Genomic DNA, 16260 nt, shown 5'->3' with positions numbered 1-16260 from the left:
TCCTGCTCCGGCTAGTACGGTTAGTTTTGTACGTCGAAGCACGGAGTGGTCATTATGTTTAATAAGTGCCTGAGAATCCGAAGCGCTGGCCGAGACCGTACAGGAGTTCGTTTCGGTTCTTTAGGTTCCGGCCCGAAGGTTCGAGCTGCCATCGCGGCAGTGTCGGCTGCATCGCTTGCCACGCTGGTGGCGGGTTGTGGCTCGGAGGCTCAGCGGGAAGCAGCGCCGGTACTGCGGATTATGGGGCCGGCGGATGGCTCGGATCAGTATGCACAGGCGGCGCAGAAATGTTCGGATACGTCGGGCGGGAAGTATCGCCTGGAGTATGACATTTCGGCGAAGCAGACGGATGATCAGCGTCTTCAGTTGGCTCGTCGCATTGTGGGCGGGGATTCCTCGTTCGACATTATGGGTCTCGATGTGACGTGGACTCCGGAGTTTGCGGAGGCCGGCTGGGCGCTCCCACTCCCGGAAGATATGGCTAAGCGCGTTACGGAGGGTACGCTGTCGGGTCCGTTGGATACGGCGACGTGGCAGGATCAGCTCTACGGCGCTCCGCTGAATACGAATACGCAGCTGCTGTGGTATCGAAAGTCGCTGGTAGATGGCCCGCCGAAGACGTGGGATGACTTGATCGCGTCGGGGGAGCGGCTCGCTGATGAGGGCAAGCCGTCGATGATTGGCGTCCAGGCTGCCCAGTATGAGGGCTCGGTGGTGTGGCTCAATTCGATGACGGCGTCGGCAGGCGGTCAGTTGGTCGCGCCGGATGGGCAGTCGGTCACGATCGCGGATAACGATGCTGCGGAGCGCGCCCTGGACACCATGCACCGTGTGGCCACGGCGAAGGGGCATGACCCGTCGATTTCGCAGTCGGATGAGAATCAGGCTCGTCTGGCATTCGACCGCGGCGATGCATTCGCGCAGGTGAATTACCCATTCGTGTATGCCGGTGCGAAGGAGAAGGCGGAGTCGGGAAACCAAGTGGCCAAGGAGGTCTTCGAGGACATGGCCTGGACCACCTACCCGGCGATGGACGAGGGCACACCGGCGCAGGTCACGATTGGTGGCCTCAACCTCGCGGTGCCGTCGACGTCGAAGCACCCGGAGCTCGCTTTCGAGGCAATCGACTGCCTGCGCAATGAACAGAACCAGCTCAACAACGCGTTGAAGGGTGGTCTGCCGCCGACGCTGACGAAGCTTTACACGCAGGCCACCGATGATTTCAAGGAGGAGTACCCGTTCTACCGCGAGATCTACGAGCAGTTGAACACGTTGGAGGAATCCGATTCGGCTGAGTTGACGCAGGAGGAGCGGGCGCTGTTGCCGTCGCCACGCACGGCCGGTGTGGTGACGCGCCCGAAGTCCCCCGCGTACCAGTCGTTGTCGATTCTGATGGCGTCGCGCATCAGTCCGCCGGAGGATGTGGATGCGAAATCGCTGGTCGGTACGCTTGATGAGGAACTTCAGGCGGCCGTGAACTCGGAAGGCCTGGTGCCGTAAATGTCTGATAAACCTACGAAAACTACGTCCACGCTTTCCGACGGACGCCGCGCCGAGCGTCGCCTCGGTCTGCTGTTGGTGGCTCCAGCGCTGATTTTGATGCTGGCCGTGACGGCGTACCCCATCGGCTACGCAATCTGGCTGTCGCTGCAGCGCTATGACCTGCGTTTCCCCGATGACCGCGAGTTCATCGGCCTGCAGAATTACGCATCTGTGCTGACCAGCAGTTATTGGTGGGAAGCGCTTGGTGTGACGGCCTTTATCACGCTGGTTTCGGTGGCGGTTGAGCTGGTGCTCGGCATGGCTATCGCGATGGTGATGTACCGTGCGATTTTCGGCCGCGGCCTAATCCGCACGGTGGTGCTGATCCCGTACGGCATCGTCACGGTGGCGGCGGCCTACTCGTGGAATTACGCGTGGACGCCGGGGACGGGGTATCTCGCCAATTTGCTTCCCGACGGCACCGCCCCGCTGACTGAGCAATGGCCGTCGATTTTTATCATCATCGGTGCTGAAATCTGGAAGACGACTCCGTTCATGGCGCTGCTGCTTCTTGCGGGTCTGGCGCTGGTGCCTGACGACGCGCTCAAGGCGGCCGAGTTGGATGGTGCGGGCTTCTGGCAACGCTTTTTCAAGATCACTCTGCCACTGATGAAGCCATCGATTGTGGTGGCTCTGCTGTTCCGCACGCTCGATGCTTTCCGAGTATTCGACAACATCTACATCCTGACCAAGGGCAATAACGGCACTGGTTCGGTGTCGATTCTGGGTTACAACAACCTGTTCAAGGCGTTCAACCTGGGTATTGGTTCGGCGATTTCGGTGTTGATCTTCGTGTGCGTGGCACTGATTGCAATTGTGTTCGTCAAGGGTTTTGGGGCCACGTCGCCGAGCGCGGCCGCGGGCAAGGATAAGTAGGAGGCGATTGCAGTGCACAACACGGATAAGACACCGAAGCAACGCGTCGCGTGGACAATCGGCATTGCCTTGGTGGTCATTTACGCGCTGGTACCGGTGCTGTGGATCGCCAGTTTGTCGTTCAAACCGACAACCGATCTGCACGATGGCCACTTCATCCCGCGTAATTGGACGCTGGATAACTACCGCGGCATCTTCCAGACCAGCGAATTTACCCGCGCGTTGTTCAACTCCATCGGTATTGGGCTGATTACAACGCTGTTGGCGGTAATTGTTGGCACGATGGCGGCCTACGCAATCGCTCGCCTGGAATTTCCGGGCAAGTCGGTGATTTTGGGAGTATCTCTGCTAATCGCCATGTTCCCGCAGGTCTCCCTGGTCAGCCCGCTGTTCGACATCGAGCGCAAGCTCGGCTTGTTCGACACCTGGCCGGGCCTGATTCTGCCGTACATCACTTTCGCACTCCCGATGGCTATTTTCATTCTCTCCTCCTTCTTCCGGGAAATTCCCTGGGAGCTGGAGAAGGCAGCGCAAATGGATGGCGCGACTCCGTTCCAGGCATTCCGTCTGGTGGTGGCGCCGCTGGCGATTCCGGGAATCGTCACCGCTGCGATTCTGGTGTTCATCTTTGCGTGGAATGACTTCCTGTTGGCGGTGTCGTTGACCTCGACGGAGGTGGCACGTACGGCACCGGCGGCGATGGCGAATTTCACCGGTTCGTCTCAGTTCGATGAGCCGACCGGTTCCATCGCGGCAGCCGCGATTGTCATCACCATTCCGATTGTCATCTTTGTGGTTATTTTCCAACGTCGAATTGTCGCTGGTCTTACCTCCGGCGCAGTGAAGGGCTAAAGAAGGTTAGAGCTAAAAATGGCTGAAATTGAACTAAAGCACGTGTACAAGCGCTTTCCTGATGGTCACATCGGTGTGGAAGACGCTAATCTCAAAATCGACGATGGCGAGTTCATCATCCTCGTCGGCCCCTCCGGCTGTGGTAAGTCGACGATGCTGAACATGATTGCAGGGCTGGAGGACATCTCCGAAGGCGACCTGCTCATCGGCGGCGAGCGCATGAATGATGTTGCTCCGAAGGACCGCGATATCGCTATGGTCTTTCAGTCCTACGCGCTGTACCCGCACATGAACGTCCGCGAGAACATCGCTTTCCCCCTCAAGCTGGCAAAATTGCCGAAGAAGGAGATTGAGAAGAAGGTCAACGAGGCCGCCGAAATTCTCGATCTGACGGAGTTTCTCGACCGCAAGCCCGCGCAGCTCTCCGGCGGTCAGCGCCAGCGCGTGGCGATGGGCCGCGCCATCGTCCGCCGACCAAAAGTCTTCCTCATGGACGAGCCCCTTTCCAATCTCGACGCCAAACTCCGCGTCCAGATGCGCACAGAAATCGCCCAGCTGCAGGATCGTCTCAGCACCACCACCGTCTACGTCACCCACGACCAGACCGAGGCCATGACGCTGGGTGACCGCGTCGTCGTGTTGAAAAAGGGCGTTATCCAGCAAATCGGCGCGCCGCAAGAGCTCTACCACCGACCGGTCAACGTCTTCGTCGCCGGCTTCATCGGCTCGCCCGCCATGAACTTCTTGCCCGCCACCGTGCTTGACGACGGGCGCAGCGCCGACACCGCCCTGGGCCACCTTCCACTCCCGGAAAAATTTACTCCGGGTCGAAAGGTTATCGTCGGTCTGCGACCGGAGGCCTTCGAAGATGCCGCCTTGCTTGACGACGGCTCAGATGTGCCCACGGTGGATGTCGAGGTGTCCGTCCTGGAGGCGATGGGCTCCGAGCAGTTCATCCACTTCCCACTCCCGGAAATTGATTTGAGTGGACATGCAGCGGCTGAGGAGGCTGGTCTAGCCGATAATCCGCACGCGATGTTGGTGGCTAGAGTCGATGCGGAATCGAGCGTGCACCGAGGTCAGAAGATTAAGCTGGCAATCAACGCGGAGAAGCTTAATGTCTTTGATTCCGAGTCGGGTGAGAACTTGGCGTTGAATGCGAAGAATGAAGGTTAAGGGGCAAGACTGAAACTGTCGGCCAGGCAGTGGCGTGACTTTTTGTACGCGGCTGTAGTAGGCTGTCTTCACGGATCCCATGTGGCGTCCATCTCGTGAACTCCCCCAGGGCAGGAATGCAGCAAGGGTCAGCGAGCTCTGACGGGTGCGTGGGGTCCCCTTTTTTTATCCCCGGCGTTCTTCTGGCACTTATGGCTAGGTTTCGGGCACTTGTCGGCGGTTTCCTGTGACCTATCGATGTTTTTTCGGCACTTATCCCCGCGATATTGGCCAGGCCTTTTCACCTATCGATGAGCTATTCACTTATGGCCACGCTGCAGCGCATCGATAGGTGAATACCTTGGCCACAAGTGGTCGCGTTCGCTGGTCTGGAAGAATACTGTGCATGAGCGATGCTGACGACATCTCAGTGGCACCAAACGTGGCACAAACAACACAAGCGGCACAAATAACACAACCGACACGAACAACGCAGACCACATCAACAACACTGGAAACGCCAGACACCCCAGCCCCAATGGGTGTGTGGGACTCCTTCCGGTTCGCAGTTTCTTCACCGAAGCGCCTGCGCACCGAGCTGCTGGCCGGCGCAGCGGTGTCGTTCGCGCTGATCCCCGAGGTGATTTCGTTTTCCATCTTGGCGGGCGTGGACCCGGCGGTGGGGCTGTTTAGCTCGGTGATTATGGCCATCGTGATTGCCTTCACGGGTGGTCGCCCGGCCATGATTACCGCTGCCGCTGGTTCGGTTGCGCTCGTCGTCGCGCCGTTGTCGCGGACGTACGGGATGGATTACCTCATCCCGACGGTGTTGCTCGCGGGCGTGTTGCAGATTGCTTTTGCGGCGTTGGGGATCGCTAAGCTGCAGCGTTTCATTCCGCGTGCGGTCATGATTGGCTTTGTCAACGCGCTGGGCATCCTCATTTTCACCGCGCAGCTGGAGCATCTCATCGATGTGCCGTGGCTGGTGTATCCGCTGGTCGCTCTGGGTATTGCAATTATGGTGTTCCTGCCCCGCGTGTTCACCGCGATTCCGGCTCCGCTGGTAACTGTGCTCGTCGTCACGCTTGTTGCGGTGTTGGCGGATTGGCGCGTGCCGAACGTGAGCGATATGGGTGAGCTCCCGGAATCCCTCCCGCAGCTGTTGATTCCGAATGTGCCCCTGACCTGGGAGACTCTGCGGCTGATTGCGCCGTATTCGGTGGGTGTGGCGATTGTCGGCATCATGGAATCGCTGATGACGGCGAAGCTCGTGGACGACATCACCGACACGCATTCGGACAAGACCCGCGAGACGTGGGGGCTCGGCGTCGCGAATATCGCGGGCGGTTTCTTCGGCGGTATCGCTGGCTGCGCGATGATTGGGCAGACGATGGTGGGCGTGAAGGAATCGTCGGGGCGCACTCGCTTGACGACGCTATTTTCCGGTGTCTTCCTGCTCATTCTGGTCCTTCTGCTCAGTTCTGCAGTTGGAGTGATTCCGATGGCGGCGCTGGTTGCGGTGATGGTCGTGGTGTCGGTGGACACGGTCGATTGGCGCTCGATTTCCCCGCGGACGTTGCGTCTGATGCCGCGTTCGGAGACGGCGGTGATGCTGGTGACGGTCATCGCCACGCTGGCGACGGATAACCTCGCCATCGGGGTGATTTTGGGTGTGGTCGTGGCGTCGCTGATGTTCGCGCGCCGTGTCGCTCACCTGGTCAGGATTGAAGTGCTTGACGACGACCCCAGCGCCCACTCCCGGACGTACAAGGTGCGGGGGCAGTTGTTCTTCGCCTCCAGTAACGACTTGGTGTACCAGTTCGACTACACCGATCCTGCGCAGCGGATTGTCATTGATATGTCGGAGGCTGAGATTTGGGATGCTTCCACGGTGGCGGCGTTAGATTCCGTGCGGGTCAAGTTTGCTGACCGGGGCAAAGAGGTAGAAATTATCGGCTTGGAGGGGCCGAGTAAGCAGCGTCTGGATGCGCTGTCGGGGAAGTTGTAGAAATCCCAATCCGGGGTATGCCTTACACTTGGTTGCAAAGCCGGATGCGGCGCGGGGAAAAGGTTTTCCGTGCCAGTTTTGTCAGGTTTTAACTTATGTCCGATACCTGGGAGGGTGCGTACACCATGGCCGTGGATTCCTTCGATGTTCAGCAGTTGGCGGCACACAAGGATGAGTTTGCGAAGGCATATGAGGAACTGAAGTCCCGTAACCTCGCACTGAATTTGACTCGTGGTAAGCCGTCGTCGGAACAGCTTGATTTCGCAAACGCCCTGCTGGGTCTCCCGGCGCCGGATTACATTTCGGCTTCTGGGGAGGATGTCCGCAATTACGGCAACGCCAAGGGCATTACTGATATCCGCGCTATCTGGGCGGAACTGATGGATCTGCCGGTGGAAAACGTCCTGGCGCAGGATGCTTCCAGCCTGAACATCCAGTTTGACCTGATTTCGTGGGCCATGCAGTTCGGCAACGTGGACTCGGAGCGCCCGTGGAACGAGGAGCCGGTGCTGAAGTGGCTGTGCCCGGTTCCGGGGTATGACCGGCACTTTGCTATCACGCAGCACTTCGGCATTGAAATGATTCAGGTGCCGTTGAACGAAGACGGTCCGGATATGGATGTCGTGGAGAAGCTGGTTGCCTCCGACCCGCAGATTAAGGGCATGTGGAATGTCCCGATGTTCTCGAATCCGACGGGTGTGACCTACAGCGCTGAGGTCTGCCGCCGTCTGGTTGAAATGGAGACCGCCGCTCCGGATTTCCGTCTGATGTGGGATAACGCCTACATGGTTCACACGCTGACGGATGAGTTCCCGGAGATTCACAACGTCATTAAGTGGGCGGAAGAGGCCGGTAACCCGAACCGCGTGTGGGCATTCGGCTCGACCTCGAAGATTACCTTCGCAGGCGCTGGTATTGCTTTCTACGCTTCCTCGGACGCCAACTTGGAGGATTACCTCAAGCACGCTGGTATCCGCGGCATTGGCCCGAACAAGGTCAACCAGTTGGCTCACGCCAAGTTCTTCGGTGACGCGGAGGGCGTGCGTGAGCAGATGCGTCGTCATGCAGGTTCGCTGGCTCCGAAGTTTGAGAAGGTTCTGCAGATTCTGGATGAGCGCCTGTCGGAGTACGGCGTGGCAGAGTGGTCGAAGCCGACCGGCGGTTACTTCATCAACCTCGACGTGGTCGATGGCACTGCTCGTCGCGTGGTGGAGCTGGCCAAGGAGGCCGGCATTGCGCTGACCGGTTCTGGTTCTTCCTTCCCGCTGAAGCAGGATCCGAATAATCGCAATATCCGCCTGGCACCGTCGCTGCCTCCGATGGAGGAGCTCGAGGTTGCTATGGATGGCGTCGCTACCTGTGTGCTGCTCGCCGCCGCTGAGAAGGCGACTGCGTAGGTTAAGCAGGCCAGGTAGGTCGGGATAGGACTATATGAACTTCGAAGAGACGAAGTTTTGGATCTCCGGGCTTTTCCCCGGAGAACCCCAGGTCAGCGAGTATGTGACGGAGCTGCCGGGCAGTGGTCGGCACGGGCAGGAACACGATTCGGCTCCGCTTCGGGTCGCTGAGTTCTCGCTTTACGACGGGCCGGACGGCCAAGCGAACGAGCGTCGTCCGGAAACGGCAGCCGCCACCGTGGAGTTGGGCCGCAACTACTGTGGCCTGACCGGCGCAGCAAAGACGGATATCCGCGTGGAGCTCTTCTCCGTCGCATACGCTGATTTTCCCGTGGCCACCATGGTCGCGGCCGCGGGAGCGCTGGTGGAGGAAGAACCGGAGTTCCTGTCGCCAATTCCGGGCCGTGTCATCCCGAATGCGGTGCGGCTGGCGGCCGATCAGGTGGCCGAGGTAGGGGAGTCGTCGTCAAGCGCGGCCTTTACCGTGGCGCACGTGCTGTGCACGGTGCCGTATGTGTGGAGCGACGGGGTGCCAAATGTGTCTGAGATGCCGGGCAAGATCAGCCTGCATGAGGGCGATGTGGAGTCGCCGCAGGGACGCATGACCACGATGACGCAACTGGTGCCAATTACGGATGCGGAGCTGGTGTTTTATGAGCAGCAGGGGCCGCAGGCGCTGATGCAGAAGTTGGCCGAAGTAGATGCTGACCTGCGGGATTGGTGCCGTGAGTCGGTTGTTTCCCAGGAGGGTTCGAACTAGCCGATCCGGGGTGGAAGGTAGGCTGAGCACGTGGCTCTGTATAGGAAGTATCGTCCGGCATCGTTCGCCGAAGTGGTGGGGCAGCGGCACGTAACTGACCCGCTGTCGGCGGCGTTGGAGTCTCGGGATGCGCAGGGGCGTCCCAACCGCATTAACCATGCGTATTTGTTCTCCGGGCCGCGTGGCTGTGGCAAGACCTCGTCGGCGCGCATTATGGCGCGCAGTTTGAACTGTGCGGAGGGGCCGACGGCGACGCCGTGTGGCCAGTGTGCGTCGTGTCGTGCGTTGGCGCCGGGTGGTCCGGGCAATTTGGACGTTATTGAGCTGGATGCGGCTTCCCACAACGGTGTGGAAGATATGCGTGAGCTGCGGGAAAAGGCTATCTTCCAGCCGGCGGAGTCGCGCTACCGCATCTTCATTATTGACGAGGCGCATATGATTACCGCCTCGGGTTTCAATGCGCTGTTGAAGATTGTGGAGGAGCCGCCGGAGCATCTCATCTTCATTTTTGCGACCACGGAGCCGGAGCGTGTGCTGCCGACGATTCGTTCGCGTACGCACCACTACCCGTTCCGGTTGTTGACTCCGCCGGATATGCGCGGGCTGCTTGAACGTGTGGTCACGGCCGAGGGCGTGCGGGTAGAGCCGGACGTGTATCCGCTGGTCATCCAGGCCGGTGGCGGTTCGCCGCGTGACTCGCTGTCGGTTATGGATCAGCTCATTGCTGGTTCCGGCACCGATGGTGTGGATTATGAGACTTCTGCGGCCATTCTCGGTGTCACTGACAGCGTAATCATCACGGATGCGATTGAGGCGCTGGCGGCAGGCGATCGCGCGGCCATGTTTAGCGTGGTCGGGCGTGTGATTATGTCGGGCCAGGATCCGGCTCGGTTTGCCTCGGATCTGCTTGGCCGGGTGCGTGATTTGCTGGTGCTGTCCGCAGTGCCGAACGCGCTGGAGCAGGGGCTTGTAGAGATTCCGGAGAGCCAAATCGACGGCGTCCTGGAGCAGGCCGGGACAATTCCCCCGGCTACCCTGACGCGCTTCACGCAGGTGCTCTCGGACGGCCTGCGTCACTTCCGCGGCGTGACTTCGCCGCGTCTGCTGCTCGAGGTCCTGTGCGCGCGCATGCTCCTGCCCGCCACCGAAGACTCCGTGGAGTCGCTGCTGCAGCGCGTAGAGGCGTTGGAACACGGCAGGCCCGCGCTTGCCGACGGCTCGGGGGCCGCAACCCCCGCATCGGCACCGGTGTCTTCCGATGCGGGGCCGGGGTCGGGTGCGGCTGAGGCCGATGCTTCGCCGATGCAGTCTGGCCAGTCGGCTCGTGAGGCATGGCGCCAGCGGAATGCCCAGCGTAAGAAGGGTGCGCAGACCCAGGGCAGTCGTGCTGGGCAGGCAGCGCCAGCGCAGACACCGTCGCAGCCTCAGTCCCAGCCTGAACCTGTTCAGCAGCAGCCTGCACCAGCGGCAGCGGCACCGGTGTCGCAGGAGTCGGTGACTGAGCCGCAGCCTGCACCAGAAGCACCTACTGCGACCGCTGAACAGCCTGAACAGCCTACGCAGGCCGAATCAGTTGAACAGCCTCAGCAGGCCGAACAACCGCAGCAGTCTGAACCGGCTGAGCAGCCGATGTCCGAGGAAGAAGCTCAGGCGGAGAAGATTCGTGAGTTCCGTCGGAAGATGGCGGAGCATGCCCGCATCAGCGAGCAGCAGACTCGGGCGCAGCTTGCGCAGGAGCGTGAGCAGCAAACCCGCGAGCGTGAGGGGGAAGGCGGCTCGATGTCGATTGTCGAGGAAGAGCCAGTTGTCTCTGCCTCGACAGCTCACTCTGAACAGCCAACTCAGGCCCCACAGCCGGAGCAACCAGCACAGCCGGAGCCCGAACCTGCACCCGCCGGTATCGAGCAAATCCGCGAGCACTGGCAGGACATCCTTGCGGCTGTCGACGGACAGCATGCGTTCCCCATTCGCGTGCTGGCCGAGCAGGCGGTACCGCTCGATGTCGAAAACGACACGCTCGTCATTGGACACAGCACAGGAGCGCTCGCTACCAGGCTCAATACGCCTGATTACGCTCAGGCACTGTCCGCTGCAGTGAAGCAGGTGACGGGCTTCAACGGCCAGGTGCACTGTGTCGTCGGTACGCGCCCGCGCGCACCGCGTTCAACAGCTACTAATGGTGGTTCCGGGGAGGATGATTCGTCGTCAAGAGGTTCGTCCTCGCCGAACGACACCGCCCCTGCACCGACACCAGCAGCACCAGCGCAACCAGAGACATCTGAGCAGCAGGTACAGCAGCCGCAGCCAGGCCCGCAGCGGTCGTCGGCATACGCATCCGTTGTTGAGCGCCGTGCCAAAATCGAAGCCGCCAAGCGTGCTGTGATGGGACAGCAGGCAGGCCACGACCAGCCGGCACAGCCACATCAGCCAAGCCAACCAAGCCAGCCAGCTCAACCGAACCCGAACCCGGCCCAGCAACAACCGCAGCAGCCAAATCAGCCGCAGTCATTCCTGCGCGCGGCCCAGGCCAATGCACAGGCAAACGCCCAGGCCCAGGCCAATCAGGATTCGGGCTTCGGCGGCGTCCCGCTGCCACCAGAGCCGATGGAGGAGTTCGCTCCACCAGAGGGCGCAGAGGGCACAGAGAGCTACAGTTCGCGCAACCCGTCCAACTACAACTCCAACGCCAACACCAACTACAACCCGGTTCCCCAAACCCCGCAGGACAACAACTACGAAGAGGACACCTCCGAGTATTTCGAGGCCGCGAACGAGGTCGGGTCTCTCGATCACCGCTCGCTAAAGGACGTGGTCATGGAGATGCTGGAAAAGGAGCTGGGAGCCAAACCGCTGGAAGACCGCTAGAGCCGTTAGAATGGGGCGGCGATGCGCGTCGTAAAGCATGGGCGATGAGCCTTAGAAGCGTGCGCGTAACTACAAATCAGCACGTAAAGATCACAATAGTTAGGAACATTAATTATGACTCAGCCAGATATGAACGCAATTCTGCAGCAGGCACAGCAGATGCAGGCGCAGCTGCAGGCAGCACAGCAGGAGATCGTCGCTTCCACCATCGTCGGTGAGGCCGGCGGCGGTCTGGTCAAGGTGACTATGCAGGGCTCGGGCGAGGTCACGGACATCGCCATTGATCCGAAGGTCGTTGACCCGGAGGATGTCGACGGGCTGCAGGACCTGGTTCTCGCTGCTTTCCAGGACGCTACCGCTAAGGTGCAGTCGCTGGCGGAGCAGAAGATGGGCCCGCTGTCCCAGGGCTTCGACGGTCTCGGTGGCCTCGGTTTCTAAATTAGCTTTTCAGACCAGTATTTGTAGGTAATTATCATTGTTCGAGGGACCACTCCAAGATCTCATTGATGAGTTCTCGCGCCTGCCGGGCATCGGCCCGAAGTCAGCTCAGCGTATCGCTTTCTACCTGATGAAGGCGGAGCCGGAGGACATCGGCCGGCTCCAATCCGCGCTTGGTCGGGTGCGCGAGGGTGTGCAATTCTGCCGGGTCTGCGGCAATATTTCGGAAACCGACGTGTGCCAGTACTGCTCGGATACACGGCGCGACCGAGGTTTGGTGTGCGTCGTTGAAGAGGCGCGCGATATCCAGGCCATCGAGCGCACGGGGGAGTACAACGGTCGCTACCACGTGCTCGGCGGGGCGCTCGATCCGCTTGGCGGCATCGGTCCGAACGAGCTCAATATCCGCACGCTGCTGCAACGTATCGCAGGCGTGCTTGACGACGTCGACGAGACCCAACCCCCAGAAATCCACGAGGTCATCATCGCGACTGACCCCAACACCGAGGGCGAAGCAACCGCGACCTATTTGGCCCGGCTGCTGCGGGACTTCCCGGATCTCGAGGTCACTCGGTTGGCCTCCGGCATGCCACTGGGCGGGGACCTGGAGTTCGTCGATGAACTGACCCTGTCCCGCGCGCTGACGGGCCGGCTGAAGGTTTAGCCGCCGTCCAGTCAGCCCGGCCGGCCGCGCGAAACTACAAAACTAGCGCTCGCTCTTCGGACGCGGCTTGGACAGGATGCGCTCTTCGCGCAGCTTATCCACGACCTCGAGGTCCAGCGGAGCCAGGCTCGACAGGTCCTGGTTGGTAGCGCGGGCCAGCAAAAGATCAGCCAGCTGCGGATTGCGAGCCAACACAGGTCCGTGCAGGTAGGTACAGATAATCGAACCCTGCACCGCGCCCTCGGCGTCACCGGTCGGTGTGAGTGAAGAGACGTCCACTCCCGGAGCAATCCCGGAGTCCGCCTGCTCCACTTCCGGGCCGGTATTGCCCACGCCACGGACAACCCGACCAAGCGGCTTCGCATCGGCACCCAGGGTCGTGCGACCCATGTGGTTTTCGAAGCCAGTCAGTGGGCTGGCGTCGACGTCGTCAAGCAAACCGTTCGTGGGATCGACGAGCGTGCAGATTTCGCCGATCGCGCGCGACTCGAGTGAATCAGTGGTGCAGTCGACAAGGCCGAGACCTGCGACGTCGCGTCCGCCCGCGCGGAAAGAATTGCCGAAAATCTGGAAGCCCGCGCAAATCGCGAGGATCTGCTTCCCGGCCTCGGCTGCCTTTTTGATGCCGCCGTCATTGATCAGATGCTCCACCGCGATGGTCTGTGCGACGTCCTCGCCGCCGCCGACGGTGTAGATATCCAGGTCGGTGGGGACGGCATCGCCCAGCTTGATCGGGACAATCTCGGCGTCAATCCCACGCATCCGCGCGCGTTGCCGCAGTACCAGCGCATTTCCATCATCGCCGTAGGTGCCCAGCACGTCCGGGAGGATCAGGCCGATAGACAGCTCACTCATTTACTTTTCCTCCTGTGCTCGTTCGATGTCGCGCTTCAAATCGCGGAAGGCGGTGTAGTTCGCCAGCACCTCAACTCGGGTAACGCTTGACGACGACCCCCGCGCCTCACACGACCGGATCGCCTGCAGCGGATTTGCGACCAACCTCGCATCGATGCCCGCATACAGCAACCGCACCGCGAGGTCAGTTCCGCGTTCGCCCGCGGATAACACATCCATGCCGTCGAAGTCCTCGAAGCGGACATCCCATAGCCAGGACAGGTCCTCGCCGTCAGCGACGTGACCGTTGACTGCGATGACCACTGCATCCGCAGTGCGGTCGACCATGGACAGTGCCTCCTGCCAGCCCGCAGGGTTCTTGGCCAGCAGCATGCGCACATGTTTCTCGCCGCCCTTGTCATCCCGCACAACCATGGTGGAGTAGCGACCCGCAACGTTGTCGACGGTCTCGGTGGCCCGGAGGGACTTCTCCAGGTCCGCGCCCATATCGACAGCACCCGCGATTGCCAAGGTGGCGTTGCCGCGGTTGGCATTGCCCGGCAGCGTGAGGTTCATCGGCAGGGTGTCGCCAGCAGGCGTGATGACACCCTCGGCAGTGATGCGGTAGTCCGGCTCTGGCCGCTTGAACTCCGAGCCGTCCGGGAGTGGCTTCACGGCGTACCAGTTGTGGCCGTCCTGGATGATGGGGCCGCCGGTGCGTGGGGAAGAGGTGGCATCGTTGGTCCAGCCACCGCCCGCGGAGACCCAAATAACCTTCTTGGCGTCCCAGGCAGCCGACGCGATGAGCGGGTCGTCGCAGTTGGCGATGACCGTCGCCTGCGGGTTCGCATCCACCGCAGCACGGAGTGTGGCCTCAATCTTGTTGATCTCGCCGACGCGGTCGAGCTGGTCGCGGGAAAGGTTCAGCAGCACCAGGACCTGCGGTTTCAGATCCTCTGCGATGTGCGGGACGTGCAGCTCATCGACCTCCAGGACCAGGCTGTCCGCATCGGGAGTGGCGAGCAGCGCGGAGATAATACCCGCGTCCATGTTGTCGCCGCCCTCGTTGGTGGCCACGTTGTGGCCATCGGCGCGCATGGCGGCCGCGAACATACGGGTGGTGGTGGACTTGCCGTTGGTGCCAGTGATGATCGCGGCCGGGCGTCCCTTGCCGAGGGAAGCCAGAATGCGCGGGTCAATCTTCTGCGCAATCAGGCCACCAATCATGCCACCCGCGCCGCGACCGGACTTCCGGGAGGCCCAGGTGGCGGCGTGAGCGGCGGCAGTCGCAAACCGAGCGCGCAGGCTCGGGGAGCTTGCGCGGTCGCGACTGTGGTCACTTACGTCGTTATGTGAAGTGCCTTCTTTCATAACTGTGTATTTTACTGTGAATGATTCGCAGAACGAATGCGCTGGGCAAAAGCCCTAGCCCTACTTCTCCATCTCTCCGACCAGTCGCAAGAATGCCTCATCGGAAACGATCGGAATGTCCTTCCGGTGGGCATGCATGGCCTTGCCCGTCAGTTGATCCGGAGTCACATCCGCAGGTCGGTTACACACCAGCACCGATGACTCTCGCGTGACCTTCTCCGAGTAGGCCAGCCCAGCCCGCACGCCCGCCTCAATCAGCTCATCCGGGTCCAGCGACACCTCTGGCGCCACGACGAACTCCATGCCCTCCGCGAGCTTTCGCCCCGGTGTATAGCGGCCGGGGTTCTCCACGGGGCGCGGTGCCTCCATCGCGTCGACACGCACTGCCGAGCGCTGCAGGCCCACAATGTCTTCGCGCAGCTGGTCGGGCGTGTACATGTTCAGGGTTGCGCCCTCATCGAGCCCGCCCTGTGCGCGGAACAGCGCAAGCGTGGTGGTGACGTCATCCAACGTCCGCACCCGCTCCGGCACCGAGATGCCAGCAATCGATGCCTCAGGCGAAGGCACATCGAGGCCGTATGCGCGCGCGACGGCGCGCAGGCGTGCGTCGTCAAGCCGTTTGCCCTGGCGGCGCGCCGTTTCCAACGTATCGGCAATCCGTGCGGGCGCCGGAATCCGCGCGACGCGAGTGCGCGTACGACGACGCCCCCGCTTATTCCGCGCGGACCGCTCGCGATTCGCTTGACGACGGGCCCTCTTGGCCTCGGCAACTATAAAACCCCAGACCAGCGGCGCATTATGAGCAACCAACGTGCGCCCATCGAGCGCGTGCGCGAGCTTGGCCTGGATCACCCCGAATTTCGGAGCCCCCTCGAAGTCCGCGGGCTCGAGGCCGTGGAGGTGTGTCGGGCCGGGATCTTCGGTGGGATTGATGACGACATGCCAGGTGTCCACGATGTTGCCGCTACTGTCGGCGGTGGACACTCCCAGGCTGACCAGCCGAGACGTCTTGGGATGGATGCCCGTGGCCTGGATGGACACGATTGCGTAAGGAGCGTCCTCCGCCGACGAGAACTGTTTGTGCTCGTCAGCGGCCTTTGTTGCGGCGGTCTCGGCTGTGGCCGGTGTGGGTGTGCCAGCGGTACTCGCGCCGGTTGCGGTTGCGCCGGTAATAGCCGCGCTGGTCGTGGCCGCGTCGGTGGTGGTTGAGGCCGGCGTAGCTGCGTTGGTCGTGGCTGCGTCCGTTGTGGTGGAAGCCGGTGCTGTTGGTGGTGTTTTCGCGCCCGCTGCCGACGCGCGTTGAGAACGGCGACGATTCCGCCGCCGCCTCTTCGTCTGAGAAGAGGTCCCAGTCGCTTTGCGCTCCTCGCGCGCCGATTCAGTCATGCCTCAAGACTAGCGGGTGCGCTCACCCGCGGAGAAAGTGACTAGGTTTATGACACTTTGAGCACGGTAGGGTCAGGCGGTCATTGCATCATGGATAACACCAGAGATTACC

General features: G+C 61.3%; 13 protein-coding genes and 1 other RNA gene. 11 read left to right on the top strand and 3 right to left on the bottom strand.

The genetic code is table 11. The features are described 5' to 3' along the window. The first annotated feature begins 54 nt into the window (after positions 1-54). The 11 genes from CORAM0001_RS11225 to recR all read left to right on the top strand — a co-directional run bounded on the left by CORAM0001_RS11225 (position 55) and on the right by recR (position 12557). A complete protein-coding gene (locus tag CORAM0001_RS11225) occupies positions 55-1500 on the top strand; it encodes an extracellular solute-binding protein (protein WP_208854667.1) in 1446 nt (481 codons plus the stop codon). Then, the gene (locus tag CORAM0001_RS11220; RefSeq protein WP_005511885.1) at positions 1501-2418 is read left to right on the top strand and encodes a carbohydrate ABC transporter permease; all 918 of its coding nucleotides are present in this window, start codon (positions 1501-1503) and stop codon (positions 2416-2418) included. 12 nt (positions 2419-2430) lie between these two features. Next, a complete protein-coding gene (locus tag CORAM0001_RS10295; protein ID WP_005511882.1) occupies positions 2431-3270 on the top strand; it encodes a carbohydrate ABC transporter permease in 840 nt (279 codons plus the stop codon). Between the two features lie 18 nt (positions 3271-3288). Beyond that, on the top strand, positions 3289-4446 hold the full coding sequence (locus CORAM0001_RS10290) for an ABC transporter ATP-binding protein (protein WP_005511878.1): 1158 nt from the start codon (positions 3289-3291) through the stop codon (positions 4444-4446). A 69-nt stretch (positions 4447-4515) separates the two neighbouring features. Further along, an RNA gene (ffs, locus tag CORAM0001_RS11125) (signal recognition particle sRNA small type) lies at positions 4516-4610 on the top strand. A gap of 353 nt (positions 4611-4963) precedes the next feature. After that, entirely contained in the window at positions 4964-6433 is a 1470-nt protein-coding gene (locus tag CORAM0001_RS10285) for a SulP family inorganic anion transporter (RefSeq protein ID WP_005511879.1), read from the top strand. Between the two features lie 125 nt (positions 6434-6558). Continuing rightward, entirely contained in the window at positions 6559-7830 is a 1272-nt protein-coding gene (locus tag CORAM0001_RS10280; RefSeq protein WP_187269755.1) for an aspartate aminotransferase type Ic, read from the top strand. Positions 7831-7864: 34 nt separating this feature from the next. Beyond that, a complete protein-coding gene (locus CORAM0001_RS10275; RefSeq protein ID WP_005511889.1) occupies positions 7865-8590 on the top strand; it encodes a suppressor of fused domain protein in 726 nt (241 codons plus the stop codon). A 30-nt stretch (positions 8591-8620) separates the two neighbouring features. Continuing rightward, on the top strand, positions 8621-11455 hold the full coding sequence (locus CORAM0001_RS10270) for a DNA polymerase III subunit gamma and tau (RefSeq protein WP_005511881.1): 2835 nt from the start codon (positions 8621-8623) through the stop codon (positions 11453-11455). A gap of 114 nt (positions 11456-11569) precedes the next feature. Beyond that, positions 11570-11893, top strand: a complete 324-nt coding sequence (locus CORAM0001_RS10265) for a YbaB/EbfC family nucleoid-associated protein (protein WP_005511884.1) — start codon at positions 11570-11572, stop codon at positions 11891-11893. A 37-nt stretch (positions 11894-11930) separates the two neighbouring features. After that, a complete protein-coding gene (gene recR, locus CORAM0001_RS10260; protein WP_005511888.1) occupies positions 11931-12557 on the top strand; it encodes a recombination mediator RecR in 627 nt (208 codons plus the stop codon). A 42-nt stretch (positions 12558-12599) separates the two neighbouring features. On the opposite strand, the gene CORAM0001_RS10255 is transcribed toward recR, so the two are convergent. The 3 genes from CORAM0001_RS10255 to CORAM0001_RS10245 are packed head-to-tail and all read right to left on the bottom strand — an operon-like array spanning position 12600 to position 16148. Continuing rightward, positions 12600-13412 (bottom strand): type 1 glutamine amidotransferase, encoded by an 813-nt coding sequence (locus CORAM0001_RS10255; protein ID WP_005511887.1) that lies wholly within the window; start codon positions 13410-13412, stop codon positions 12600-12602. Further along, complete coding sequence (locus CORAM0001_RS10250; RefSeq protein WP_005511891.1) at positions 13413-14762, bottom strand: MurT ligase domain-containing protein; 1350 nt, start codon at positions 14760-14762, stop codon at positions 13413-13415. Between the two features lie 60 nt (positions 14763-14822). Beyond that, positions 14823-16148: an exonuclease domain-containing protein gene (locus CORAM0001_RS10245; RefSeq protein WP_050773651.1), complete on the bottom strand. Its 1326-nt coding sequence runs from the start codon at positions 16146-16148 to the stop codon at positions 14823-14825. Positions 16149-16260 lie beyond the last annotated feature (112 nt).

Source organism: Corynebacterium amycolatum SK46, from assembly GCF_000173655.1.
GTDB lineage: Bacteria > Actinomycetota > Actinomycetes > Mycobacteriales > Mycobacteriaceae > Corynebacterium > Corynebacterium amycolatum_A.
The sequence above is the reverse complement of the archived record's forward strand: the minus strand, read 5'-3'. Positions and strand labels throughout refer to the sequence as shown.

What these genes read in the sequence shown, in the direction of transcription:
- CORAM0001_RS11225 (WP_208854667.1), top strand. Translation starts at nt 55, where the DNA reads ATGTTTAATAAGTGCCTGAGAATCCGAAGCGCTGGCCGAGACCGTACA.
- CORAM0001_RS11220 (WP_005511885.1), top strand. Translation starts at nt 1,501, where the DNA reads ATGTCTGATAAACCTACGAAAACTACGTCCACGCTTTCCGACGGACGC.
- CORAM0001_RS10290 (WP_005511878.1), top strand. Translation starts at nt 3,289, where the DNA reads ATGGCTGAAATTGAACTAAAGCACGTGTACAAGCGCTTTCCTGATGGT.
- CORAM0001_RS10285 (WP_005511879.1), top strand. Translation starts at nt 4,964, where the DNA reads ATGGGTGTGTGGGACTCCTTCCGGTTCGCAGTTTCTTCACCGAAGCGC.
- CORAM0001_RS10280 (WP_187269755.1), top strand. Translation starts at nt 6,559, where the DNA reads ATGGCCGTGGATTCCTTCGATGTTCAGCAGTTGGCGGCACACAAGGAT.
- CORAM0001_RS10275 (WP_005511889.1), top strand. Translation starts at nt 7,865, where the DNA reads ATGAACTTCGAAGAGACGAAGTTTTGGATCTCCGGGCTTTTCCCCGGA.
- CORAM0001_RS10265 (WP_005511884.1), top strand. Translation starts at nt 11,570, where the DNA reads ATGACTCAGCCAGATATGAACGCAATTCTGCAGCAGGCACAGCAGATG.
- CORAM0001_RS10255 (WP_005511887.1), bottom strand. Translation starts at nt 13,412, where the DNA reads ATGAGTGAGCTGTCTATCGGCCTGATCCTCCCGGACGTGCTGGGCACC.
- CORAM0001_RS10250 (WP_005511891.1), bottom strand. Translation starts at nt 14,762, where the DNA reads ATGAAAGAAGGCACTTCACATAACGACGTAAGTGACCACAGTCGCGAC.
- CORAM0001_RS10245 (WP_050773651.1), bottom strand. Translation starts at nt 16,148, where the DNA reads ATGACTGAATCGGCGCGCGAGGAGCGCAAAGCGACTGGGACCTCTTCT.